Consider the following 23,702-nt stretch of genomic DNA (forward strand, 5'->3'; position numbering starts at 1 on the left):
TATCTTAGTAGCATTTTACTATTATATACTTCAAATAAAAAAACTAGTTTACTATTTACATCAGAAAGCCCCTAATCTATTATCAACTTTCCGCCATACACATTATGTATTCAAAAATTATCTAACGTTTTACCCTGATCGTCTAAAACTTGTGTCACTTTCTTTCCAAACTGACCTTTCACCGATTCCTGTAAACCGCTAGTCGCTGTTGAAATTGAAGCTTTCGCTATTTTCTCTTCTGCTTCGCCTAAACGTTTCACTTTCTTTTTCTCAGATTCCTTTTTCTGTACAAGCGCACGTCCAATTGCCCTAGCTGATACCTTTTGCATATTCTTTTTGTACTCTTTCCAAAGTTTTTCTACCGCTTCAAGCAACTTTTTTCCCCCTTTGTCTCTTAGGTATTTTTGAGTTCTTAGATATTTTTTCTATACATTCGTTCCGCTTCTTCTTCTTGCAGTAAAATCTTCTTTTTTTCTTGATTTAATGCCGTAAGAAACGCTTCTTCTAATTGTGCTATTTCATTACGCGCATGTTCAAAAGGTTCATTTGTCTCTGCAAAAAGTTGCACTGTATGATGTATTTCAGAAAGTGTATTTTCAGCTAATTGTTGTCCTTTTCGCTGGAAACTTTTCACTGCATCTTCTTGTTCTTCTAAGATTCGCCTTGTTCTCTGATAATCGTCCATATATTGTTCTTCTTTATCCATCAGGCTTCCCTTCTTCCATAACTATGCAAGTTGTCGAGCTAATTCTTTATCTCGTTGGACTAACTCAGCAATTTTTCCATTGATTTCTTTTGTTAAAGTATCAAATTTTTGTCCTATTTGTTTTGCTTTACTTATTTTCTCTTGGAATTCTTGCGTTGGAGCACTCACCATTGTTTGTTCTGTGCATCCTGCAGATTGTAGGGCTTCCATCATCTCTCCATGAGATAAGCCAGGTGTGCTACTTCTCACTCGTGATAGTCCTTCTTGCCAAGTCTGTTCTAATTCTGAAATACCATTTTTGTATATTTTGATGACATTTTCCATCGCCATATCAAACTTAGATGAGGCAAGTTTAACAATGGCTAGTGCTTGACTATCATCAAGGTAAATTTGTTCATTCCCTGAAAGCCCACCACCACTAGCTGTAAATTTCTTTCTTAATTTGTTCAACTTAGTAAAGCTATTTATTTGCATTTGTAACCATTCGTTTTCTTTTTTTAAACGTTGGTATTCGCCTTTACTACCACTATTTTGAACACCATATAATTCCAGTCGGCGCATTTCTCTTTTATTTGCAATAATGCTTTGTGCTAGAAGTGTTTGTTCGATTGAAATTCCACCATTTAAATCTGAGTAAACAGCTATATCTCCATATTTATCTATATAATTCCCATTTTTATCAAGCTTAAATTGATCTCGAGAATGCCCTGCAAGTTTCCATCCTGCATTATCAATCCCGATACTCAAAAACGGAATTTTATGCTTCCCTCCAGTCAAAAAACCACTTGTAACTGCATCGGAAGTGTCATATAGATTAACAATGAGTCCTTTGTAATTTTTCACTTGACTATCGCTCAACCCAGATCCTGCAGCGCCGTAAGTAAAGGCATTGTAGTTTTTCAAAACAGCTACATATATTGCTTCTGCTCCACCCAAAGAATGACCCGTAGTCGCTATAATGTACCCCTCACTTTTTGGAAAACGCTGTTCAATAATATCTGCGTAGTTTAAGGCGGATTGAAAAGCCCCGTTAGCATGTTTGTCATTTAAACCAATTTCACGAGCATCTGTTTTCATATCTTGCCAACCGTTCGTACCAGCGTATGCAATGGTTATATCTTTTTTTATCACTGATTCTGGATATCCTGATATTTCTTTTAACTGATTTATTTTTCTACCTTTATACTCATCTTTAATTTCTCCTACCACCATTGCTTGCATGCTGTTTTCTTTAGGCTCTTTTTCATTTCCAATCACATTTTTATTCGTATCTATTGTATCTAAAATAATATAGTTAGGATCTTTTGAAAGCTCATTAACTTTTACTGTTCCATTTTCAACATCGTAAACTTCCCCAGATAACGTTAAATTTTGATCCATTATTTGATTACCCCCTCATAATATACGATATCTTCTTCGGGCATAATTTTAGCTGTCTTTTCTGGCTTCTCTTCAATATAATAAGGACCATCACCAGAATGAGTACTTACGGTATACATTAGTTTGTTAGTTTCTGCAGATACTTTATCCAGAAAGATGTCCTCTTTATATACATCATTAATCACAAAGTACACTCTTACTGTATTCATTGGCGTAACAACAAATTTTGTAAATTCAACTTTATTAATTTTTGAATACTCTTTAAGAGCATCTAATTTCTCAAAATATTGGCTTTCGCTTAGACTACCGTTTCCCTTATTAAATTCTTTAAATATTTCTTGTTCTTTCTTTTCATCAACTGTATAAAGAACATAATTATTATAGAGATAATTTGCTAAATCGGCTTGAACAGCTAGTAACTCTTTTTTTTCTTTCTCTTTATCCATATACATTTTCCCTCCAATTCCTAAAACCAAAACAATAATAATGCCAAATAAAATAGTCCTTTTCAATCTATTTCCACCACTTCCGTTTTAACATATCGACTTGATTTCCTCCGTAGTATATAGTAAACAATCTAGTTGTTAATCATTTTTAACATAAAATAATTATACCATATCATTTCATTCTTAAAGCACAGTTATATATATATATTCAAATTTAAGTAGATTATATTATAGACATTAAGTTCCTACGTGAACATTTTAAATTCCATAAATTTATAATAATAAGATCATTTTTATTTACATGTTATAATATTAATAAAAAACTCTTTCTTTTCGTGCAAAACAAGTAGTTTATTTATTGATGTGATTTTAAAAAAATAGTGCTCTGAGAAGGAGGAACAAACATGAAAACGAAAATGCCTGAAATTCTTTCTTTCATTTCAGAAGAAGCTGTTAGTAGAAAAATGACCAGTGAGGAAATTGCCGTTCACTTTGGTTATGATAAACATCACTTTAGTCGGAAATTTAAAGAAATAAATGGATTCAGTGTTGCTGAATTTCTCTCTAGTTTAAAAGTTGAAAAGGCGATCTTTGAACTTGATGAAGAAAAGCGAATACTCGACCTACAAGAACGTTCAGGTTTTGAAAGCAGCGGTAGTTTTACGAATACGTTAAAAAAATATACAGGAAGTTCTCCTAGAGCGTATAAACGGAAATGAGTGAGCTTTTTGACGAAATGGGATTTTAAAGTTCATCAGTATTAGCCAAACTGTTACTGATTAACGATAGTTTTAAACAAGTAGTTGACTATCTAACTACTTGTTTTTTTTGCAAAATATCTGCAGACGGATGCGAATATCCTATGATGTTTACACAAAGCATTTTAATATATAACACAACTTAATTTCAGCTCAAAAAAGGCTAGAGAGAATTCCTCTAAACCTCATAACAACCATTTTTGCTACTTTATAAACAGTCCCTTCCGTGTTAACTATTTGTAACTAATCTGTTGAGAAAATCTAAAAAATGAAATTATACATCATCTTTAGAACCAATTAAATTCCATATTGAACGAAAAACAAATTGACAGAGAAAGCGTTTCATAATACAATTATTTTCCAATCATAATAATAAGGAGTTGTTACTTAATGAAAAAATTTATGTTGTTGTTGTTGTTTGTTGCCGTGTTTTTACTCCCCTCGTCAAAAAAAGTATATGCTGATGATTTAAGTAGTGTTATGGATCAGTATGCACTAACTGGAAAAGAGTTAGATGAATTTGAAAAAAATGAACGGAATGTATCACGTTCTTCTCGATCATCAGTCCCTCAAAAAACGGAAACTGAGTTAAAAGAGCAATACGCTTCTTTGCTAGAGAGCGGGTACTTAGGTTCTGATGTAACCTTTGAAATGTATAGAGAATTAGCCACTGCTACCCCGCCAATTGATCCTGTAGTTTCAAATGCACGCTCAGTTGCTGGAAATCCACAACCCGGAGATATTATGATTACAAATGGGACTTCATTCGGGGGACTAACTGGTCATGCTGGAATCTTTCTGAACAATGGAACTATTTTAAGTATACAAGGTGGGGGATACACGCCTGCTGCAATGTCCATTATTGATTGGGCAAAAAAATATATGAGTAAAAAAGGACAATGGACTAAAATTTATAGACCTGCCGCTAAATATAAACCCAACGCAGCTTATCAGTGGGCTATAAATAATTATAGAGGAAAAAATTATTCATATGGAATAAATACAAATATATGGTCTAAAAATCCAACCTATTGCTCTAAAATAGTTTGGCAAGCTTATTGGTATTCTTCTGCTGCCGCTCAAGTAGGAGGTATGAAACAACCATTAATAGTAAGTCCGTATGATTTACCAGCATATTTTAACTCAAGACCTGCTCATGTAGGAACGTGGTCTGCATAGTTTATAAACAATGTAGTTAAAAATAAGAATGAAGAAGGATAGTTAAACTATGAATATATTAAGATTTTTTTTTATTACAGTTTGGGGAGTTCTTGCTTTTTTAATTTCATTTAGCGTATTACGCATAATAACTAAAGCAAGTTATCATGATTTTTCTGGTAACGGTACAATTATTTATGCTACTACTGGTATAATTTATGTGATTATAACGATCATTTTATCTATACTCTATTCAAAAAAATATTTATACTTTTTAGTTTTGCTATCCATACTTTGCTTTGTTTCCCCTTTTCTATTAATTTATTTGCTCAACAATTTCAAAATGTAATATAAAACCAATCGTCTGAAATTATAGTTAAGTTAATCTCAGACGATTGGTTTTTGCAAAAAGTTAATATAATTTATTCAATATTTTTTTTAATTACAGATATCTGTGATGATAACACTTTGATAACAGTCTAAAAAAACTCTTGATTCAAAACAATTCAAACACCATCAAATCCTTTTATAATCAGTTAAATTACTTTATTGAATTTCGTTTATTTTTGAGTGGAATAAAGAGCCAACATAATATAAATGGGGACTGCCGATAAATCAACGTTTTTCAACTTAGAAATACTTGATTTTCATTAAAAATGATATGGTTCTTACCTTTTTCCCTACCAAAATAAAACCCTGCTAAGATGATTCTTGGCAGGGAATTTTCGAGCATATTCTTGGTCTTCATCAGAAAGATTATTGTTATAACCAACATAGCATTTTTCAATGGATTCTTTCTGTTGTAGATTTTCAAAAATGGGAATCATACATAACTGCTTAGACCAAGCATCATTGTCATGATTATTCACTGCTTTTAATAACCACATTAAATTTATTTCTGGTGAGTCTTCAAAATATGATAGTATGAATTTACATATTCACTTTTCGGATAACTAGGAAATAGCTTAAGAAATGTGCTTTTAGGATGTGCTGCTATACCTCAAGTTTCATCAATATAATGTGCTAAAAATTCTAGAAGTATCGTTTGATGATACTTTACCCTTAAAATATGCATGAACTTCTTGCATTAGTATGCATCAAGGCGAAAGTTGGTATCCTTAAATCTTCATTTTCAGGATCATCATAAAATTCAATTGTATATTCAGGAAATTTTTCATAGTACCATGACATCCCTTCATAACTACTTTTCATTTTTATCCAAGAGTCAGTATCCTTGATACAATTAAATACTCTTTCCTTTGGATAAGGGATTAAGCCAAATCTAAATTCCCATAATTTTTCGATATCCTGAATTTCAGCTTGTTTATTGATCGAAGTATTTTTCGCACTTTTTCGAACATAAATTTGATTAGGTTGTACGCTTTGAGATTTTTCTTTAAGATAAAAAGGTACGCTTTGAGATTTATGAACTACTAAAATGTCTAATTCTGTACCAACTCCATTGATTATTGTTCTTAACCCCAACGCTGGAATATAATCTCCTGCCCATTTCTTACTATGAATAAAATAGAGATAATTTTCCTAAGTCCACCTACCTAAATACTTTTCAACTCCTTTTATTTCAACAGGATTATCAGATATTCCCATTATTAAATAAGCTTCATGATTACTCAGATTATTTGCCATACAAATTATGTCATGTAATAAATCATTTTTCTTTTTATTTATCTCTGCCTTGTCTTGACCTTCATAAAAATAAGGAAACCCCTTTCGAAGAACAAAAGGTGTATATCCTCCTTCTAATATCTACATCCCGCTGTCACGCTTTTACTTTAGCGTTGTTTTGGGCGGGTGGTTCTGGTACACTGTTAGTAATTTCTTGGTTAAACTATTGCCGATAAGGTGAAGCGATTACATAGGATTATTTTGGAGGATAAAATATGAGTTCAACAGTTACTTTCTATATTACTCGACATGGGGAAACATTACTTAACCATTTACATAAAGCACAAGGTTGGGTAGATTCCCCATTAACTGAAAGAGGAATCCAAGCAGCCTCACAACTAGGACTGCAACTGAAAAATGTCCAATTTTCGGCTGCATTTTCCAGTGATACAAATAGAGCTTTACAGACTGGAAAAACCATATTAACTGCACAGGGGCAAAATGAACTACAAGTTATTACTGATAAAAGGCTCCGTGAGTGGTGTTTGGGCTGCTGGGAAGCAGAAAATAATGATAAGTTTATTTCCAGTATGATGAATGAATTACAGATACAAAATGATTTTTCAGAACTTAATTTCCGTCTGCCGGAAGTTCAGGAGATTATTTATAAATCCGACACAACAGGTATGGTTGAACCGTTTCATATGATTACGGATAGATTGGAACGTTTTCTCAAAGATACAGGTGATAATTTTATTCACTTGAATAATCCAAGCATCCTGATTGTTACTCATGCTTTTGCTATTAAAACATTGCTATATTTGTTTTCAAAAGAAATGTTGCGAAAAAAACCTAAAATCAAAAATGTCGATATTATTACTATTAAATGGGATGGTAAAAGTTTTTCTATCCTTACATGATAAGCATAATACGCCTTTGCGGCTCAAGGCGATAATACGCATTAAGAAAGGAACTGGAAATATGGCGCAAGATGTTTCCAACAGCCAATATGGAAATGTGAAATATATTGAAAAGGACAATGTCGCACTACTTACACAGAAACAGAAATGCAGTTATGATCCTTTTTAAGAGACTAGTCTTGAACATATCTACTTTTTATTAATTCAATGGACATAATCACATAGCCTTTTTTACAAATTCTTTTTCATGTTCTTTTCTGCCAAAAATACCCGCAATACTAGCAAAAACCATCGAACTAGTGTATTCTTATGCTTTTCTATCAAAACTTTGCAGTAATAACATGTCGTTAACTCTGTATGGCCTATCGTCTTGTCTAGTCTCAAACGTTCTATAACCTAGCCCTAAATCTCTAAAATATTCTGGATCTGTTTTTAATTCATGAACTATTCTTTGATTTTTGAATCATTTGTCATTCACTATCTATCCGCCCTCCTTCTGATCGTTATTGAGATACTCTAAGAACTCTAGCACTTCTACACCTTCACTTTTGCAAACTGCAGCAAGAGTCGATTTTATGTATCTGCAATAATGAATAATCACGAGGAAGGGTTATTATGGCATTTCAAATTGAACTAAATGAACAAGAATTATCCGTTCAAGGAGTACAATTTCAGACAAAAAAAGAATATACCATAATAAAGAACTCTTTAGGTTCAAGTATGTACGAAGGCTTCGAGAGACAACAAAAGACATGATTCAGCTTCTAAAAGACACTCCTGATGGAAAAAAATCTAACTTTATATTTCTGGGAATATTAACTCATGACTAACTCTTATAACTATATAGGTACAGAAAATCTTTACACTTCTCCTAATTCAAAGGTTTAAAAAAATTCTTCTACTATTACCGATTTAGAAAAATGACATGTTACTGAACATTTTTTTGCATCTAACAGTATAGCTGAATTAGCTGAAAAGCCTATTTTAGTCAATTTGGTGTGATTCATTCTAATCTTAAACTTTTGAAGAAAGTTATCTTTGAAAACCTAGCACCATTTTGATACTAGCTCTTATAAACTAACTGCTTTTTACACTATTCAAGTTAGCTTAAATCCCTTTAAACTGGTGATCTCCAGCTTATAGATTCTATTAGTTTATCGAGTGAGCGTGATACAAAAATCCTTGGAAATCCTTATTTATAGGGATTCTCAAGGATTTTTATTTAAAGGAGGAACAAACATGAAAACGAAGATGCCTGAAATTCTTTCTTTCATTTCAGAAGAAGCTGTTAGTAGAAAAATGACCAGTGAGGAAATTGCCGTTCACTTTGGTTATGATAAACATCACTTTAGTCGGAAATTTAAAGAAATAAATGGATTCAGTGTTGCTGAATTTCTCTCTAGTGTAAAAGTTGAAAAGGCGATCTTTGAACTTGATGAAAAAAAGCGAATACTCGACCTACAAGAACGTTCAGGTTTTGAAAGCAGCGGTAGTTTCACGAATACGTTCAAAAAATACACAGGTAGTTCACCTAGAGCGTACAAAACGGAAATGAGTGAACTTTTTGATGATATGAAACGTTTTGAAACGGATGATAAGGATCAGTCGATAGCGCATTTTGAAGAAAAGAGTCATTCTTTTTGCACCGTAACGATTGAAGTACCTGATGGATTTGAGATGGGGATCCTATTTATTGGGCTTTTCCGGACACTGATACCGAATCATATGCCTATATCCGGATTAGCTACAAAAAATTTAATCGGAAATAAATTGAAAAACATTCCAAGTGGAGACTATTATTTATTAGCTTGCGGGATAAGCCGTTCCAATAATATTTTCTCTTACTTTAACTTAGGCAATAGTTTACGAGGTAAAGAAGATGAAAGATTATCTTTCCCGAATTGTTCTGGAAATCATTACACGATTAAGCTGAGAGAACCAATACCAGAAGACCCGCCCATATTAGTGAATGTGGGAAAACTTTTGATCTCCCGTTTAAAGAACACAATCTAGAATAATATTATTCGACCGTGAAATGATAAACTAATCGTCAGTTGATGGAATGAACGAAACATTCAGTTCACTAAAAAACAACACCCAAAATCACTCTATTCCCGATAACCTCTTCTATGAGCATAAGCGAATACTAAAAACATTAGCTCAAGAAACACACAAACTTAAAAGCAAAGAGAAACTGAAAAACATTTTGATTTAAAATCCTAGCCGCAAAATGGGATTTTAAAGTTCATCAGTATTAGCCGAACTGATACTGATGAGCGATATATAAAGCTAAGTAATTGAACAGGCAACTACTTATCTTTTATTTTAATCTTTAGTCGTTCAAAAAGCCCTGCCAAGATTTTTTCTTAGCAGAGCTTTCACTATTAAAAAAATTATTCAATTTATCTAACACTATTGTTTATACTGAAAATTTCCCATATATAAAACATCGTAATTCCTCCTCAACTTAAATAAAAATTCTGCCTCATAATTTCATGTGAAGCGCATGAGTTTTACTATAGTATAAAATACACAAAATCGACTTTTTTCTATATAGTCTTTTTCAAAAATCGTTCAAGATATTTTTGATGGCTGTCATGAATATCTTGTAATTCAAGAACTTTTAATACTTTCAATACTTGATTTGCTTTTTCAATTCCTGCACTTCTTTCTCCTTCTGCGATTAGAAGAATTCCTTTCAAAAAATTCAATTTATTTTTCTCATAAATTTGCTCTGGTTTGTCCAATAAACTTTCTACTTTAACAATAAATTTTTTTGCTTGCTTGTACCCTTCATTTTCTATAAAAAAGATAATAAGATTGAGCAGCAAGAGTAACAATTCATTGGTATTTCTAAATATATGTAGTTCCGTTTCAAGTCTTTTTTGCGCACCTTTCACCAATAAGCTTACTTGCTCTACGCTGAAGCAAAAAAATACATTGTTAAAAAGTGACACATCATAATCAAACCACACATCAATATTGATTAAGTAATTCCAGAGAGAGTCAACGATTTTTCTAGAATACTCTTTTTGTTCTATTCTTTCTATGTGTAACTTACAAATACTTATATTATGTGCATGTCGAGTAATGTAATTGGTCTTATACTTTTTTTCTTCTGATTTGATGAGTGTATCCAATTCAATGACACTAGCACCACGGACAGCACTTTTCAATTCCTTTAAAAATTGACGTTGACAATTATCTTCCGATTTATCTTTCATGCTAAGAAATTCTTGATAACTCACACTTAACTTATTTAATAAATCATACAACTTTTGAGAAGATATATCCGAGTTACCTCTTTCAAACTTAGATATAAATGAAACAGATATCGTATCATCTGATAAGTCTGCTAAGGAAAGATTTCTTGATTTTCTAATATACCGAATTATATTTCCATTCTCCATAAATAACCCCTTTTCAGATTTTTTTTACACTATAGTGAAAAATACCAACTAAAGGAAATAAATACCTCTACTATTATAAAAGTACCTTGAATTAGGTGACTTGGCAACTAAAATTTAAAAGAAATGAGGAATGGATTTGCAAAAAATCATTACAGCAGAGCAACTTTGTAAGGAGTATAACAATGGTTCAAATACCGTAAAAGTATTAAAAAATATTGATTTGGAAATTTATGAAGGTGATTTTACAGTAATAATGGGAAGCTCAGGTTCTGGTAAATCAACTTTATTGTATTGTTTGAGTGCAATGGACAGTATCTCATCTGGTGAAGTGAAATATCAAGATCAAAGAATGAATAACATGAATGAGGTTGCGATTTCAAAAATTCGGAGAACAGAGATGGGATTTGTGTTCCAACAGATGAATCTCATTAGTACACTTTCTCTTTTTGAAAACATTATTATATCAGGCTACTTGAAGAAAGAGTCGAAAAAAACAGTTCACTCTAACGCGATGAGCTTATTAAGTCAAGTGGGATTAGACACATTTGCAAAAAGGCTTCCGTCTGAGATTTCAGGTGGTCAACAACAGCGAGTTGCTATCGCTAGAGCACTTATTAATAGTCCCAAAATATTATTCGCAGACGAACCTACAGGTGCTTTAAATTCAAAATCAGGTAAAAATATATTAGATACTCTTTCTCACTATAACAATAATGACAATCAGACTATCCTTATGGTCACGCATGATCTAAAAGCATCATTAAGAGCGAATAGAATTATCTATCTTAATGACGGAGAAATAGAAGGAGAATTAGCACTAGATAAATATGCTGCTGAAAATATAGATATGGTAGAGCGTGAAAAAAATGTATTGAATTGGTTACAAGGAATGGGGTGGTAAGAGCATGCGCACATTTTTGCTACTACTTAGAAAAAATCTATTCAAAAGAAAAGCCTTTGCGTTTTCGATAGTAGCGTTATCAACCATTGCTGTTATTTTTTTATTGACAACACTAGGTTCTTTGTCTGAGAATGGCAAAACTTATGACACTTCTTATGAAGCTTCCAAATCGCCAGACTTACTTTTTAGCTTTTCCCAAAATAATTATCGGAAGAGTTATACAAGTGAACTAAAAAAAATGGACAATATTAAAAACATTGAAACAATCGAAACATACTCTGGATTATTAGAAGATGAAAAAAATGGGGATACAAATGTTCTACTTCGTTCACAAGGAATTAACACTTTTCGAGTAGAGGATGGCGGGAATGGTACATTAAACGTCAATGAGACCTATGTCCCTATCTATTTAAAGGATTCCCTCTCTCTTAAAAAGAATGACACTATTGATGTTAAGCTCAATTCCCAAACTATTCAATTAAAAATTGTAGGCTTCTTTGAAGACACGGTGTTTGGCTCACCAATAATGAGATATAATCAAGTTCTTATTAATGATGGAACTTATGATCAGATTTCAAAAATGGATGCAAGTGAGAACATTATAAAAAACTTCTTCATCCAAGTGAATTTCAATAAACCACCACTTGACGAAGACTTCACAGCTTATGTTACGAATAAAATGGAAAATTTTGAAGGAACAGAAATAGCAGATTTTATCTATGATAAAACATTTACTAAAAAAGCCTATGTGATGATTCCAACAGTTCTCTCTTTAGTTCTTTTACTTGCAACAGCCTTTATTGTTTTGGTTAGTTTTTTTGTTTTAAGATACGCAATCTTAACTTCATTAGAATCTGACTATACTCAAATCGGTGTTATGAAAGCATTAGGCTTTACCAATAGAAAAATAAAGTATCAATTTATGATCCAATTTCACGTATTAATACTTTTGGGAGGAATTTTGGGACTACTAGTATCTACACAAGCCATCCCAAGATTAACGAGTGTATTTTTAAATTCAAATGGTATTATCGGAGATAATTCCGTTCCATGGGGACAAATGATTGTATTACTAGCTGTCTTTATTTTATTAAATTCACTCATCATACTATTTAGCTTAAGAAAATTAAAAAATATTACTCCTGTTAAAGCACTTAGAATGGGTCAACTTTCAGATGGAGATAAAGGAAAGAAGAGTATCTCTTTAGAGCGTCTAAGTATTTTACCGCTATCTATTAGCATTTCTATCAAACAATTATCTACAAGGTTTAAACAATATACATCACTAATGCTCGTTGCATTTTTCTTTAGCTTTTTATTACTAAGTGTTCTAACATTATCCAAAGCTTTTGAAAAAGAGAATGAAGTATTCAAACTTCTTGGCATGCCCAAAAATGATGTAGTATTACAGATTGCTGAAACTACAGAGGATAAAGAGGAAACAATAAGACAATTAGTTAAACAAATTGATGAAAAATATCCAGTCAATTCCTACAGTTCTTTTTTTCAGACAAGTTTAAAAGTAGAAAAACAATCAATGGTTGCTCTTGTATATGGTGATCTTAAAAACAAAGTTGATTTAAGTGCGGGGCGTTATCCTAAAGCTGAAAATGAGATTCTTATTACAAGTAACGTGAGCGAACAATTTAATAAGAATGTTAATGATACTTTAAAGGTATCCACTAAAAAGGACAATTCAGAGGACTTCAAAGTAGTTGGCGTGTACCAAAGTGTTAACAATGTTGGGTTTACTATTCATATGCTAGATACTGGGTATTCTAAGCTAAATAAAAATTATTCTCCTGTTCAATATGTTGTTGATTTAGAGAATGATTCAGATGTATCAAATACAATCAAACAATTTTCTACAAATAAGGACAATATTAATATAACAGATGGTTTAAAAAGTAATAAAAACTTGATTGAAACAATACAAACAGGTTTGTTATTAATGACACTGGTTGTATTGATTTTGAGTTTCTCTATTTCGTCCGTGATCATTCTCCTCTTGAGCACAATTTCAATTAATAGGGAATCATTAGAATTGGGGATCATGAAATCATTGGGCTATACATCGGCTCAATTACGTTGTCAATTTGCTACCAGATTTGTTATGGCGACAACATTTGGAACAACATTTGGAATCATTTCAGCCTTTCTTGGCGGAAACAAAATGTTTTCTACGCTTCTTTCAATGGCAGGTTTAACTAGTTTAGATCTAAAATTTTCAATTGGAAATTTAGTTTTTGTAGTATCGTTTTTCGTATTTGTTAGCTTCTTATTTAGTTATGTTTCCTCACGAAAAATAAAAAATGTAAATGTAAAAAATTTATTAGTAGATTAAAGGAGAGAATTTGGGTTATGTTGGGTTATTTAAAAAGTTTTTATACAAGGTTAGCATTTATAATGGGAGTAGTAATGTATGTTTCATATGCTTTGCCAACTGGTAATTGGCAAAATACATATTTAATATTTGTTTCGTTATTCGTTGCAATTTTCCTACCATTTTTTACTAAAATAAGTGAGAAATTAGAACGATTTGCAGTGTTACGAACTGGAAGTATGTTTTTAGGTAAAGTGATTCGCTTTCTATGGCAATATGCATTTAATTACTTTGCTTTGACCATGGTTATTATTGGCGGTATTGTAGATACTGCTAACCTACAATTTGTTGGAGGATTGTATGGTGCTATTGCACTAACTTCATTTGCTTCTCAAGGATTACAGTATGTAATGTTAGCATTAGCAAATAAAAATATTGGTGATCGCTATTTGAATATTACACTTGCCTTGAGTTTTAATGTCTGTATTAGTGCCATTGCGTCATTAGGATATATTCCAGTTCAACTATTTTTTGTGGTTACAGGTATTCTCTTAGGAATAATTGGTGCAGTATACAGTTTGGTTACAGATTTAAAAGGTATTTTTTCAAAAAAATCTGGAGTTGGTGTTTTCTTTGGAACGTTCAATCCTGCTCATGTTTCACATATGAAAATTATAGAACAATTTATTCAAGCGAGAAACTTAGAGAAGGTTTATGTACATCCAACTATCGTTCCAAAGCTTCACCAAGCATTATTGGATGAAGGGATTATTAGAATAGCTAAAATGAAAGATGGTATGAGAATTTATGAAAAAACTGAAAAAGCTGATTTTCATATTGATTACTTTCCAACTGGAAATATTTTCTTTGAAGCAGAAAATAGAATTGCTATGTTGCGAAGTGCTGTCTCAGATGCAAATCTAGAAAATAAAGTTGAAGTTTTAGCTATGCCTGATCTATATATTGATAAAGGTTTTCATGGAATTATTAAGCACATTAAAGATAAACATAAAGGCAAAAGAATTTATGGTCTTCATGGTAGTGATTACGGTGGAATGTTGGTGAGAACTATTTATGATGAAACATTCTTAACACCGTATACAATAGTGCGAAAAGACACTATTTCAGCTACAGCAATTAGAAATGGTGCCCAGGGTATGACTTCCAAGACAGTAACTGAAATACTGAATATTCTAAAGGATGATTCTCATGCAAATGATGGCGATATATTTGAATTTTCAGGTGTACGATATATTTATTCAACTTCAAAATTGATTGAGTTAGACTAGCTATGGAGGAAAAAATGACTACAACTAAAGAAATACTTCTACCAAATAATTACACACTAAAATTATATAAAAGAAAATATTTACCTCAAATTTCTGACTTCGTAGCAAACATTTATTTTACTCAACATCATTATCAATTTGATGAAGATATCGAAACCCTAACAAATGAATTACGAACTCAAGATGAAGAACTCAGTAAGCAGTCAACAATCTGTTGTATTTACAATATAGAAAAAAATATTTGTTGTACTGGACGACTTGTCAAAAGAGTTCAACAATTACCATTTGAAATAGAATTTGACATTAACTTAGACTTGTTTCAAGATAAATACTCTGACATCTATGAATTTGCAAGGTTAGCAAGTGGAGAAAAATCTTCATTTAGACTTGTTAAGATTCTTACAACGCAGCTATTTAGCAGTGTTGATTCAAATAGTACTATGGTTGTTGCTAGTTTAGATCAACTGGTTTATAAAAAGTTATTACGATTAAAGTATCCTGTGTTTAAGTTAGGAAAAGAGAGATATTATATGGGATCAGTAACTGTCCCAGTAGGATTTGATTTGTCAAAAATTAAAATGATGGAGCGAAGTAGATATGAAAATTGATTTATTCCATGTAGGAATTGCAACCTGCATATTGAGCATAAATAATCAGGTTAAAATTGCTATTGATCCTGCTCTATTTAAGAAAGGTACTAAATTAAAATTTAAGTCTTTTGAATCTGAACGCTTGGAAAATCCAAGTTTTGATAGTGATACTTTTGAGGATATTGATATTTGGTTGATTAGTCATTTTCATGAAGACCACATAGATATACTTGGAAAAGAAAAAATATCCCAAGACTCTTTGGTTCTTAGCAATAAAGATTCTCTAACATTTTTAGCAGATAAAAATGTTAAAAAAATTGGTTGGAAAGAAAAACATGTTTTTTCTAAAGATAATATCACTGTAGAAATTCAGGCTATCCCTGCGTATCATGCTAACTCGTTTTTAATGAGAAAATTAGTTGGTAAAGTCAATGGGTATCTATTAACTGTTACCATTGATAGTGTCGTACAAAAAATTTATTTCACTTCTGACACTGTATTTCATAAAGACATTATCAAAGCTCTTCCTCAAAGTATTGATATATTAATTGCAAATTTAGGAAATGTACAAGCAAACAAGACTGGAGGCCCTCTGACTATGAATATTTCAATGCTTGATAAATTTGTTGATATTCTTAGTCCCTCTGTCATTGTTCCTGTTCATATAAATGATCTATCCCACTACGAAACACAAGAAGTAAGTGTCACAGAAGCAGGGTACAAGGTACTTGAAACTGGAAAATGGCATACGCTAATCAATCAATATTCTATGTAATAAACAATAGTATTTTTCATTTTATTCAGCAAACATGTAGGTTTTTCATCAAGCATATTGAAATCTTGTAAGTCGTTCAACATTTGATTCTAGCTCATAGCAATGATTTTGTATGAAAAAATGACTATTATCGTACCCTACACAAAATGAATGATACATTTAAACAAGTAGTTAGCTAACTAACTACTTGTTTTTTGAATTAAAATGGATTCTATATCATTCCGCAAAGAATATACACTCTCAGCAACTTATCAAACTACTTTTCTCATTTTTTGAAAACAGCTAAAAAACATAGTATAATGAATAATCACGAGGAAGGGTTATTATGGCATTTCAAATTGAACTAAATGAACAAGAATTATCCGTTCAAGGAGTACAATTTCAGACAAAAAAAGAATATACCATAATAAAGAACTCTTTAGGTTCAAGTATGTACGAAGGCTTCGAGAGACAACAAAAGACATGATTCAGCTTCTAAAAGACACTCCTGATGGAAAAAAATCTAACTTTATATTTCTGGGAATATTAACTCATGACTAACTCTTATAACTATATAGGTACAGAAAATCTTTACACTTCTCCTAATTCAAAGGTTTAAAAAAATTCTTCTACTATTACCGATTTAGAAAAATGACATGTTACTGAACATTTTTTTGCATCTAACAGTATAGCTGAATTAGCTGAAAAGCCTATTTTAGTCAATTTGGTGTGATTCATTCTAATCTTAAACTTTTGAAGAAAGTTATCTTTGAAAACCTAGCACCATTTTGATACTAGCTCTTATAAACTAACTGCTTTTTACACTATTCAAGTTAGCTTAAATCCCTTTAAACTGGTGATCTCCAGCTTATAGATTCTATTAGTTTATCGAGTGGGCGTGATACAAAAATCCTTGGAAATCCTTATTTATAGGGATTCTCAAGGATTTTTATTTAAAGGAGGAACAAACATGAAAACGAAGATGCCTGAAATTCTTTCTTTCATTTCAGAAGAAGCTGTTAGTAGAAAAATGACCAGTGAGGAAATTGCCGTTCACTTTGGTTATGATAAACATCACTTTAGTCGGAAATTTAAAGAAATAAATGGATTCAGTGTTGCTGAATTTCTCTCTAGTTTAAAAGTTGAAAAGGCGATCTTTGAACTTGATGAAAAAAAGCGAATACTCGACCTACAAGAACGTTCAGGTTTTGAAAGCAGCGGTAGTTTCACGAATACGTTCAAAAAATACACAGGTAGTTCACCTAGAGCGTACAAAACGGAAATGAGTGAACTTTTTGATGATATGAAACGTTTTGAAACGGATGATAAGGATCAGTCGATAGCACATTTTGAAGAAAAGAGTCATTCTTTTTGCACCGTAACGATTGAAGTACCTGATGGATTTGAAACGGGGATTATATTTATCGGACTTTTCCGGACACTGATACCGAATCATCTGCCTATATCTGGATTAGCTACAAAAAATTTAATCGGAAATAAATTGAAAAACATTCCAAGTGGAGACTATTATTTATTAGCTTGCGGGATAAGCCGTTCCAATAATATTTTCTCTTACTTTAACTTAGGCAATAGTTTACGAGGTAAAGAAGATGAAAGATTATCTTTCCCGAATTGTTCTGGAAATCATTACACGATTAAGCTGAGAGAACCAATACCAGAAGACCCGCCCATATTAGTGAATGTGGGAAAACTTTTGATCTCCCGTTTAAAGAACACAATCTAGAATAATATTATTCGACCGTGAAATGATAAACTAATCGTAAGTTGATGGAATGGAGGAAATAGTTATGAGTTTAAATGTAAAGAGTGTCACAGTAGGTTTACCCGTAAGTAATTTGGAGGAATCTGCAAGTTGGTATGAAAAACTTCTTATGAGTGATGAGAAAATTAGCCCTGTTGAAGGCATTATTGAGTATCAAATTGGTTCGGTTTGGCTTCAACTTTACGAAGAAAAAATTAATGTTTCAGAGAACGGTTTCCGTATAGAAGTGGAAAATTTAGACAAAGAATTTGAACGTTTAAAAACACTTGGAGTAATAACTGACGAAGTGATTGAGGATGTACCAGGTGTCATTCGCTACGTTGATTTCTCTGATCCAGATGGCAATAAATTATCTTTCTTATGGTTGTATCCTCAAGAATAGATTTAAATAATACTTATTTAATGAATATCACACTAAAACGACGGATAGATGATTCGTCGTTTTTTAATTTTAGAAATAATGCTTGAGTGGATTAGTGCAAATGGTGACTATTTAGAATGAAGGTAAAGATCTCTCCTAACACTACTATGGAAATCTACGTCTTTTTAACTCTCTACCGTTTTCTCGCAAGTACGCACCACGTAGTGTATCTAAATGGATTAAAAGACCAAAATTTCTCAGCTTTTTCAACATAATTCACGACTTGCTCAGCAAGAATCATCATTTCCCACTTATCATCAGGGAAAAGCTGCTTTATTCCGTCTTCGTCAAAATAATGGTGAGGAACGCCTTCTTCTATTCCCATCTCTAACACAAATGTATCTTTTTCGATTTCTTCTCCCTTGCCATACAAATCCGCTTTTGTCGATTTGATCGTTCCTAAAAAATAGCCATTTGCTATAAGCGAATCGTAAATGCAATCAATCGCTTCAATTATTTTATCCAAAGTATTATGCTGAAGAACTGCCCAACTAAAAACACCATGCAAGAACTCCTTCTCGCTCCACGGATAGTTTTCCATCGAGGTTAAGGCTTCAGCATAGTTGATGTGATTTTCTTCTAATTTTTTCATTGTCAGTTCTATTGCTTTACTAGAATTATCGCTAATAAAAACCTCACAGCCCATTTTCCCCATCACTACACTGTGACGTCCTCCACCGCAACCTAGATCCCAAACCCGTAGCTCTTGCTGATTTGGAAATTCTTTTGCTAACAGTTCTATGAACTTAACGACTTCAGGCTCAGGTGCTAATTCTATGTTTTTTTGATCATAAAATAGTGTATTCCAATCTGCCATATTCTTCCCCACTTTCTTTAGATTTCCATATGTTATGCACTATAGCATATCATATTAGCTACTCATACTTTCCTCAAACTCTTTATTTTAAGTGAAATTTTCGCTTTTATAGAAGGTGATCTTGAGGCAGTCAGAGCCAAACGAGATAAAAAATGGGATCGCTGGAACAAAGCAAAAATCATTTTGGACTTTTCATTGGCAGCTGGTGTACTTGTTGCAATCAGTTCTTTTCTATAGATTTGGCTTTCGTAAAATTGCAATGCACTTATCATTATGGTTTTAGTATAACAAAAAATAGTTGATAGTTACTTAACTAACTTGTATCGCCCTCAAAAAAGTTAGACCATTGAAAGCCAAGCAATTACACTTAACTCTCAATGGTCCAGATTTATGGGGTAGGTACATAACATCAATAGTTTACGTTTTTTTTAATACAAACAAATGTCTAACGCTCTCTATTCCATTCGTTCGTAAAATAATTAAATCAATGTAAAATAATACGAATAAGATCGCAAAATAAGAACCCATAGAATCAATTGAAAGATAAGTAGCCCAATTTTTATCATTCTATTATTCCTCAAAGATATAAACGATAAATGATCAATTCTGGACTCTCTAAAAAAGAATTCAAAAACGACAAAAATCAACGGGAAAACCCAAATAATCATTTTCCCCCCCATATTATCAGGCTGATTGAATAAGTTTAAATGGATTGGTACTGACCGTGGAAGTCTAGAATAAAGATAAAAATTAAGCAGTAGCAATACTGCTGCGATTCCCCAGTTGAATTTTGTGATTAAACTGTACTTCTTTAATAATTTTCCAGTCATTTGTTACTCCCCCTTTCTAACAATCATGACAATACTTCACTCTAAAAATTCAGATAAATCTATCGTTGTATACTCATTATCATTCATAAATTGCTCAATATGACCATGATAAACAAAAATAGTTGTAATTTTTTGGTGCTTTAAGAAATGAAGTATATTTCTAACTACAGTATAGTCTAAATTTGCAAGAGTTTCATCTAATAATAATACATCTGGCTTGCTTAACAACGCACGAATCAATTTGATTTTCTGCAATTGTCCACTACTCAAATCCATAGTAAATGGTGTTACTTGCTTCGTAAGCGGTACATCAAATTGGAAAAGTTCAATATAATAGTTTACTTTATCTTTTTCCCACGTTCCTAAGCCTTTTGTTAGATTAGAAAGCACATCACCTTCAAACAAGAAATTTTCTTGTGGTACATATGCGATGTTCTCCTTCTGTTGTATAGCAATACTTCCTTGATAATTTTCATGATAGTAAAGTAAGCACTTCAATAAAATAGACTTTCCAGAGCCATTCGGTCCTACTATCCTAATAAAATCTCCCTCATATACATCAAAATTAATTTCTTTATTAAACAATGGCTTATTTTCAACATATGGAATCAATTCAGCTATTTGGATTTTTATCGATTTAGCTAACTTTAAATAATTATATTTACCTAACAGATACACTGGATTAGCAAAACTAGATTGTCCGATCCTCTCGATTGAAGCTCTCATTTGAGCATACATGGCTGGAAGATTAAGCATCTTTCCAATCGGAACAAATAACATAGAAACATAACTATTGAACGCGATTAAAGAACCAATAGTAAGCTGATTATTTATTACCATGATACTTCCTAAAAATAGTGTTAACAATGGGGTTACTACAGTTAATAGACCAGATATATTATTAAAAAAAGATAGAATAGTATTTGTGGATATATTACTTTTTTTTACCTGATCAATATTGGCTTTAAATACTTCTTGTTCTTCATCTTTCAACTTATACAAGTCGATCAACAATTTATTTCGAACATAGCTATTTAAAAATCCAACCAAAGTATCTCTAAAAGCTTGAACTTTTCTTGTTAATTTTAAAACCTTAGTTGAGGTCCATACTGAAGCTACTATAAATACAGGTATAACTAGCAATGCAATCAATGTTAGTTTAAAGCTCAATTGAATAAGTACAATTACATAGACAATGACTAACAAAAAATTTGGAATACTATTTAAAGTAATTGAGAGTAATTGATTCCCTATTTCCTCACAGTCATTCGTAATCGTATTTATAAACAATCCATTTTTCTTTGAATTATCTTTTTGAGCAAGGAATACTCGGCTTAATGATAGACGTAAATCATAAATCACTTGTTGCGTCCACCTTGAAGCATAATAGCTTACTCCTATGTTGATTGGGATCTGGATAGAGACAAGGAATAATGTCAATAATATGATGTACTTCAAATTATTTATATGTTGATTTATAAGGACATCATCAATAATAAATTTAGTTAAATACGGGTAACAAGTACTGACTATAATTTGTAATATGATCAAACCACTTAACAATAGCAATATTCCTTTATACTTAAACATAATTTTTTTCATATCAACTTCCATACTCTCACCCCTTATGAATGCCTATGTAGCTAAATCTTAAATCCGTATCCACTAATTTAATCCAGATTATATTACTTGAAAAAGAACTGCCAGAATCGCCAGTTCTTTAAATTTTTATTATCCTTCCACTATTGAAGATAGCGTACTTCCATTTCTAAATTTTTTTGCACCATTTTTCAATAACCTCTCAGGTAATTCCTTAATTTTACAACAAATATATTGGTCAACTTCTTTTGCAAACGTCTCTCCATAAAGGCTTTGAGCTAACATCACGATATTTAAATATTTAAGATCATACCTGATAGACTGTACGTTAAAGGTTATATTAGCATTTTCGAGGATTGGATCATCAGGTACAGGTACGCCCAATACATAAGCAACTGCCGCTATAACAGCATACTCTACAATAGCAGCAACATTCCCAGCAATCGCCACATTCACCGCTGCAATCATCCGTGGTTCCGCCTCTTCATATTTTGTTAAACGTTCAAACGATGCTGGCATTTTTTTATATTCTGTCAATAAATCGATAAATGCTCGAACGGATTTCGTTTTCGATATATTGGCTAATCGATCATCATTAAAAAATTTATATTCCTCATAGATATATCCTTCAGTGGATATTTGTATATTGAAATTATTTTCATTTAAAAACTTTTCCTTGTTTTCTAAAAAAGAATTAAAATCATTAGAGATAGCATCTGCCAAACGCTCCATTTTTTGAGTTTCTTTATTTAGCGGGATGCAAAATAGTTCCTTTTCTACCCCCATTTTATTATCTTGCACTAAAGACCTGTTCATTTTTTATTCCTCCTTTTATCGTTTTACTTTTCAAATAATACTTAATCATAACTTCATCAAAAACTTTATTATAATTTTTTTTAATAGTTGCTTGGATATCAGCATCATTGTAGATAAGTTGGCAAGCCTGACAAGGATGAACAATGTCACTATCAATAATCAAGTTGGCATTCCATTCCAATGATTGATATAGTATAAATTCAGGTCCATCTACCCAAATCCATATTTTAACAAAATCCATAAACTGCTTCTTATAAATTTCAGCTAATTGCCCATGTACATAGTGCTCTTCACGCAACTCTGGGATTGTTTCCATAGTTAATCCACAACAACTGACAATTTTTCCATAGGGATCAATACCTGTATTTGTAAATATGTTTTCACAACCAACAAACTCTCTTCTTTCTTTATTTTTCAAATATAGATTTTCACTTTGTGAAATTGTCTTATTTTCATGAAATGGGATCCACACATTCTGCATAATTCCAATAGGATTATTGGTAGCTTCGTTAAATTGAACGATCTGTTCATTTTCAACTAACTCTTTTGTTTTGAATATCGATTCCGTACTTCCTTCTACAATGACAACTGTTCTGATGCCGTTTGTTGCACAAGCAATTGCAGCATTAATAACAGATTGTATGGGGACAAATTTTTGATGATCATCTCCAGTAGAAAAATTAATTTCTGTTAATCCAGCATTACTAGCTTCTTTTGCTGTTTTTACAGCTTTTTTTAAGTTTCTTCCCCAGTATCCATTAGTCACACACCTAGTCATTAAATTAAGTTGAGTTGCATGCTGTATTGCACTTATTAGTGATTCACCTAGTAGAAAACATTCTCCTCCTGTAAAATAGACTGACTTAAGGTTAGGAAATATCTTATCTGACTCATCTATATAACTTATTATATCGTCATCGCTTAATCTTTCTTTTCGTGAAGGGTTACATTCATAGCAACATTCTTCACAAGCTGCTGTACATTTAAATGTCGTCATTATAGTTATTGCTTCTGGGAATACAAGCTTCATAAAACACCTCCGTTATAAACAAATACACTCTCAATCAAAATAGCGAGTAACCAACAATTGACTTGTCTTTCACCGACCTTTTAGGAAATACTCTACTTTTTAATACCTGTAGTCTCAACAATTTCCCAACCAAACAATTCAAGAA

The 23,702-nt window shown here is 32.0% G+C and carries 24 protein-coding genes and 1 pseudogene; 13 read left to right on the forward strand and 12 right to left on the reverse strand.

Going from position 1 to position 23,702, the window contains the following annotated elements; genetic code table 11:
- Positions 1–110: 110 nt before the first annotated feature.
- The 4 genes from I580_RS10965 to I580_RS10980 are packed head-to-tail and all read right to left on the reverse strand — an operon-like array spanning position 111 to position 2,532.
- Positions 111–374, reverse strand: coding sequence for a hypothetical protein (locus I580_RS10965; RefSeq protein WP_010770569.1), 264 nt, complete (start codon positions 372–374; stop codon positions 111–113).
- A gap of 38 nt (positions 375–412) precedes the next feature.
- The gene (locus I580_RS10970; RefSeq protein WP_010770568.1) at positions 413–706 is read right to left on the reverse strand and encodes a hypothetical protein; all 294 of its coding nucleotides are present in this window, start codon (positions 704–706) and stop codon (positions 413–415) included.
- Between the two features lie 21 nt (positions 707–727).
- Entirely contained in the window at positions 728–2,086 is a 1,359-nt protein-coding gene (locus I580_RS10975; protein ID WP_010770567.1) for a Tle-like phospholipase domain-containing protein, read from the reverse strand.
- Positions 2,086–2,532 carry a hypothetical protein gene (locus tag I580_RS10980; RefSeq protein ID WP_010770566.1) on the reverse strand — a complete coding sequence of 149 codons (447 nt, stop codon included), beginning with the start codon at positions 2,530–2,532 and terminating at the stop codon, positions 2,086–2,088. Before I580_RS10980 ends, I580_RS10975 begins: the two co-directional genes overlap by 1 nt.
- Positions 2,533–2,936: 404 nt before the next feature.
- Between I580_RS10980 and I580_RS10985 the strand changes: the two are divergent.
- Positions 2,937–3,271: pseudogene (locus I580_RS10985) on the forward strand (helix-turn-helix domain-containing protein); the annotation flags it as partial.
- A gap of 409 nt (positions 3,272–3,680) precedes the next feature.
- On the forward strand, positions 3,681–4,469 hold the full coding sequence (locus tag I580_RS10990) for a C40 family peptidase (protein ID WP_010770564.1): 789 nt from the start codon (positions 3,681–3,683) through the stop codon (positions 4,467–4,469).
- Positions 4,470–5,510: 1,041 nt separating this feature from the next.
- On the opposite strand, the gene I580_RS17270 is transcribed toward I580_RS10990, so the two are convergent.
- Positions 5,511–5,933 carry a hypothetical protein gene (locus I580_RS17270; protein WP_010770562.1) on the reverse strand — a complete coding sequence of 141 codons (423 nt, stop codon included), beginning with the start codon at positions 5,931–5,933 and terminating at the stop codon, positions 5,511–5,513.
- A gap of 416 nt (positions 5,934–6,349) precedes the next feature.
- Here I580_RS17270 and I580_RS11000 point away from each other — a divergent pair, with 416 nt between their 5' ends.
- On the forward strand, positions 6,350–6,994 hold the full coding sequence (locus I580_RS11000; RefSeq protein WP_010770561.1) for a histidine phosphatase family protein: 645 nt from the start codon (positions 6,350–6,352) through the stop codon (positions 6,992–6,994).
- A 307-nt stretch (positions 6,995–7,301) separates the two neighbouring features.
- Here I580_RS11000 and I580_RS17455 read toward each other — a convergent pair whose 3' ends face one another.
- Positions 7,302–7,442 carry a DUF3850 domain-containing protein gene (locus I580_RS17455; protein ID WP_081630663.1) on the reverse strand — a complete coding sequence of 47 codons (141 nt, stop codon included), beginning with the start codon at positions 7,440–7,442 and terminating at the stop codon, positions 7,302–7,304.
- A gap of 167 nt (positions 7,443–7,609) precedes the next feature.
- On the opposite strand from I580_RS17455, the gene I580_RS16970 reads away from it, so the two are divergent.
- On the forward strand, positions 7,610–7,750 hold the full coding sequence (locus I580_RS16970; protein ID WP_010770553.1) for a hypothetical protein: 141 nt from the start codon (positions 7,610–7,612) through the stop codon (positions 7,748–7,750).
- A 483-nt stretch (positions 7,751–8,233) separates the two neighbouring features.
- On the forward strand, positions 8,234–9,007 hold the full coding sequence (locus I580_RS11005) for a helix-turn-helix domain-containing protein (protein WP_016249801.1): 774 nt from the start codon (positions 8,234–8,236) through the stop codon (positions 9,005–9,007).
- 536 nt (positions 9,008–9,543) lie between these two features.
- On the opposite strand, the gene I580_RS11010 is transcribed toward I580_RS11005, so the two are convergent.
- On the reverse strand, positions 9,544–10,404 hold the full coding sequence (locus tag I580_RS11010; RefSeq protein WP_010770559.1) for a helix-turn-helix domain-containing protein: 861 nt from the start codon (positions 10,402–10,404) through the stop codon (positions 9,544–9,546).
- Between the two features lie 130 nt (positions 10,405–10,534).
- Between I580_RS11010 and I580_RS11015 the strand changes: the two genes are divergently transcribed.
- From I580_RS11015 to I580_RS11045, 8 genes are all read left to right on the forward strand, one after another.
- The gene (locus I580_RS11015; RefSeq protein WP_034859984.1) at positions 10,535–11,305 is read left to right on the forward strand and encodes an ABC transporter ATP-binding protein; all 771 of its coding nucleotides are present in this window, start codon (positions 10,535–10,537) and stop codon (positions 11,303–11,305) included.
- Positions 11,306–11,309: 4 nt separating this feature from the next.
- Complete coding sequence (locus tag I580_RS11020) at positions 11,310–13,649, forward strand: ABC transporter permease (protein ID WP_010770557.1); 2,340 nt, start codon at positions 11,310–11,312, stop codon at positions 13,647–13,649.
- A gap of 17 nt (positions 13,650–13,666) precedes the next feature.
- Positions 13,667–14,917: a hypothetical protein gene (locus tag I580_RS11025; RefSeq protein WP_010770556.1), complete on the forward strand. Its 1,251-nt coding sequence runs from the start codon at positions 13,667–13,669 to the stop codon at positions 14,915–14,917.
- 14 nt (positions 14,918–14,931) lie between these two features.
- A complete protein-coding gene (locus tag I580_RS11030; RefSeq protein WP_010770555.1) occupies positions 14,932–15,525 on the forward strand; it encodes a hypothetical protein in 594 nt (197 codons plus the stop codon).
- On the forward strand, positions 15,515–16,282 hold the full coding sequence (locus I580_RS11035; protein WP_010770554.1) for an MBL fold metallo-hydrolase: 768 nt from the start codon (positions 15,515–15,517) through the stop codon (positions 16,280–16,282). The genes I580_RS11030 and I580_RS11035 overlap by 11 nt, the downstream gene beginning before the upstream one ends.
- 325 nt (positions 16,283–16,607) lie before the next feature.
- Entirely contained in the window at positions 16,608–16,748 is a 141-nt protein-coding gene (locus tag I580_RS16980) for a hypothetical protein (RefSeq protein WP_010770553.1), read from the forward strand.
- 483 nt (positions 16,749–17,231) lie between these two features.
- A complete protein-coding gene (locus I580_RS11040) occupies positions 17,232–18,005 on the forward strand; it encodes a helix-turn-helix domain-containing protein (RefSeq protein WP_010770552.1) in 774 nt (257 codons plus the stop codon).
- A 64-nt stretch (positions 18,006–18,069) separates the two neighbouring features.
- The gene (locus tag I580_RS11045) at positions 18,070–18,426 is read left to right on the forward strand and encodes a VOC family protein (protein ID WP_010770551.1); all 357 of its coding nucleotides are present in this window, start codon (positions 18,070–18,072) and stop codon (positions 18,424–18,426) included.
- A gap of 172 nt (positions 18,427–18,598) precedes the next feature.
- On the opposite strand, the gene I580_RS11050 is transcribed toward I580_RS11045, so the two are convergent.
- From I580_RS11050 to I580_RS11075, 5 genes are all read right to left on the reverse strand, one after another.
- Positions 18,599–19,282: a class I SAM-dependent methyltransferase gene (locus tag I580_RS11050; protein ID WP_010770550.1), complete on the reverse strand. Its 684-nt coding sequence runs from the start codon at positions 19,280–19,282 to the stop codon at positions 18,599–18,601.
- A 479-nt stretch (positions 19,283–19,761) separates the two neighbouring features.
- Positions 19,762–20,112: a DUF1648 domain-containing protein gene (locus tag I580_RS16510; RefSeq protein ID WP_010770549.1), complete on the reverse strand. Its 351-nt coding sequence runs from the start codon at positions 20,110–20,112 to the stop codon at positions 19,762–19,764.
- A 36-nt stretch (positions 20,113–20,148) separates the two neighbouring features.
- Positions 20,149–21,726: an ABC transporter transmembrane domain-containing protein gene (locus tag I580_RS16515; RefSeq protein WP_010770548.1), complete on the reverse strand. Its 1,578-nt coding sequence runs from the start codon at positions 21,724–21,726 to the stop codon at positions 20,149–20,151.
- A 117-nt stretch (positions 21,727–21,843) separates the two neighbouring features.
- Positions 21,844–22,527 carry a hypothetical protein gene (locus I580_RS11070; protein WP_010770547.1) on the reverse strand — a complete coding sequence of 228 codons (684 nt, stop codon included), beginning with the start codon at positions 22,525–22,527 and terminating at the stop codon, positions 21,844–21,846.
- Positions 22,502–23,557 (reverse strand): radical SAM protein, encoded by a 1,056-nt coding sequence (locus tag I580_RS11075; RefSeq protein WP_010770546.1) that lies wholly within the window; start codon positions 23,555–23,557, stop codon positions 22,502–22,504. Before I580_RS11075 ends, I580_RS11070 begins: the two co-directional genes overlap by 26 nt.
- Positions 23,558–23,702 lie beyond the last annotated feature (145 nt).

It is taken from the genome of Enterococcus caccae ATCC BAA-1240, assembly GCF_000407145.1.
Classification (GTDB): domain Bacteria; phylum Bacillota; class Bacilli; order Lactobacillales; family Enterococcaceae; genus Enterococcus_L; species Enterococcus_L caccae.

Coding starts and splice junctions, on each gene's coding strand:
- I580_RS11075 (WP_010770546.1), bottom strand. CDS start 23,557: ATGAAGCTTGTATTCCCAGAAGCAATAACTATAATGACGACATTTAAA.
- I580_RS10975 (WP_010770567.1), bottom strand. CDS start 2,086: ATGGATCAAAATTTAACGTTATCTGGGGAAGTTTACGATGTTGAAAAT.
- I580_RS10980 (WP_010770566.1), bottom strand. CDS start 2,532: ATGGATAAAGAGAAAGAAAAAAAAGAGTTACTAGCTGTTCAAGCCGAT.
- I580_RS11045 (WP_010770551.1), top strand. CDS start 18,070: ATGAGTTTAAATGTAAAGAGTGTCACAGTAGGTTTACCCGTAAGTAAT.
- I580_RS10970 (WP_010770568.1), bottom strand. CDS start 706: ATGGATAAAGAAGAACAATATATGGACGATTATCAGAGAACAAGGCGA.
- I580_RS11025 (WP_010770556.1), top strand. CDS start 13,667: ATGTTGGGTTATTTAAAAAGTTTTTATACAAGGTTAGCATTTATAATG.
- I580_RS10990 (WP_010770564.1), top strand. CDS start 3,681: ATGAAAAAATTTATGTTGTTGTTGTTGTTTGTTGCCGTGTTTTTACTC.
- I580_RS11070 (WP_010770547.1), bottom strand. CDS start 22,527: ATGAACAGGTCTTTAGTGCAAGATAATAAAATGGGGGTAGAAAAGGAA.
- I580_RS16970 (WP_010770553.1), top strand. CDS start 7,610: ATGGCATTTCAAATTGAACTAAATGAACAAGAATTATCCGTTCAAGGA.
- I580_RS16980 (WP_010770553.1), top strand. CDS start 16,608: ATGGCATTTCAAATTGAACTAAATGAACAAGAATTATCCGTTCAAGGA.
- I580_RS11000 (WP_010770561.1), top strand. CDS start 6,350: ATGAGTTCAACAGTTACTTTCTATATTACTCGACATGGGGAAACATTA.
- I580_RS11030 (WP_010770555.1), top strand. CDS start 14,932: ATGACTACAACTAAAGAAATACTTCTACCAAATAATTACACACTAAAA.
- I580_RS11050 (WP_010770550.1), bottom strand. CDS start 19,282: ATGGCAGATTGGAATACACTATTTTATGATCAAAAAAACATAGAATTA.
- I580_RS11035 (WP_010770554.1), top strand. CDS start 15,515: ATGAAAATTGATTTATTCCATGTAGGAATTGCAACCTGCATATTGAGC.
- I580_RS16510 (WP_010770549.1), bottom strand. CDS start 20,112: ATGACTGGAAAATTATTAAAGAAGTACAGTTTAATCACAAAATTCAAC.
- I580_RS11015 (WP_034859984.1), top strand. CDS start 10,535: ATGGATTTGCAAAAAATCATTACAGCAGAGCAACTTTGTAAGGAGTAT.
- I580_RS11005 (WP_016249801.1), top strand. CDS start 8,234: ATGAAAACGAAGATGCCTGAAATTCTTTCTTTCATTTCAGAAGAAGCT.
- I580_RS16515 (WP_010770548.1), bottom strand. CDS start 21,726: ATGGAAGTTGATATGAAAAAAATTATGTTTAAGTATAAAGGAATATTG.
- I580_RS11020 (WP_010770557.1), top strand. CDS start 11,310: ATGCGCACATTTTTGCTACTACTTAGAAAAAATCTATTCAAAAGAAAA.
- I580_RS11040 (WP_010770552.1), top strand. CDS start 17,232: ATGAAAACGAAGATGCCTGAAATTCTTTCTTTCATTTCAGAAGAAGCT.
- I580_RS11010 (WP_010770559.1), bottom strand. CDS start 10,404: ATGGAGAATGGAAATATAATTCGGTATATTAGAAAATCAAGAAATCTT.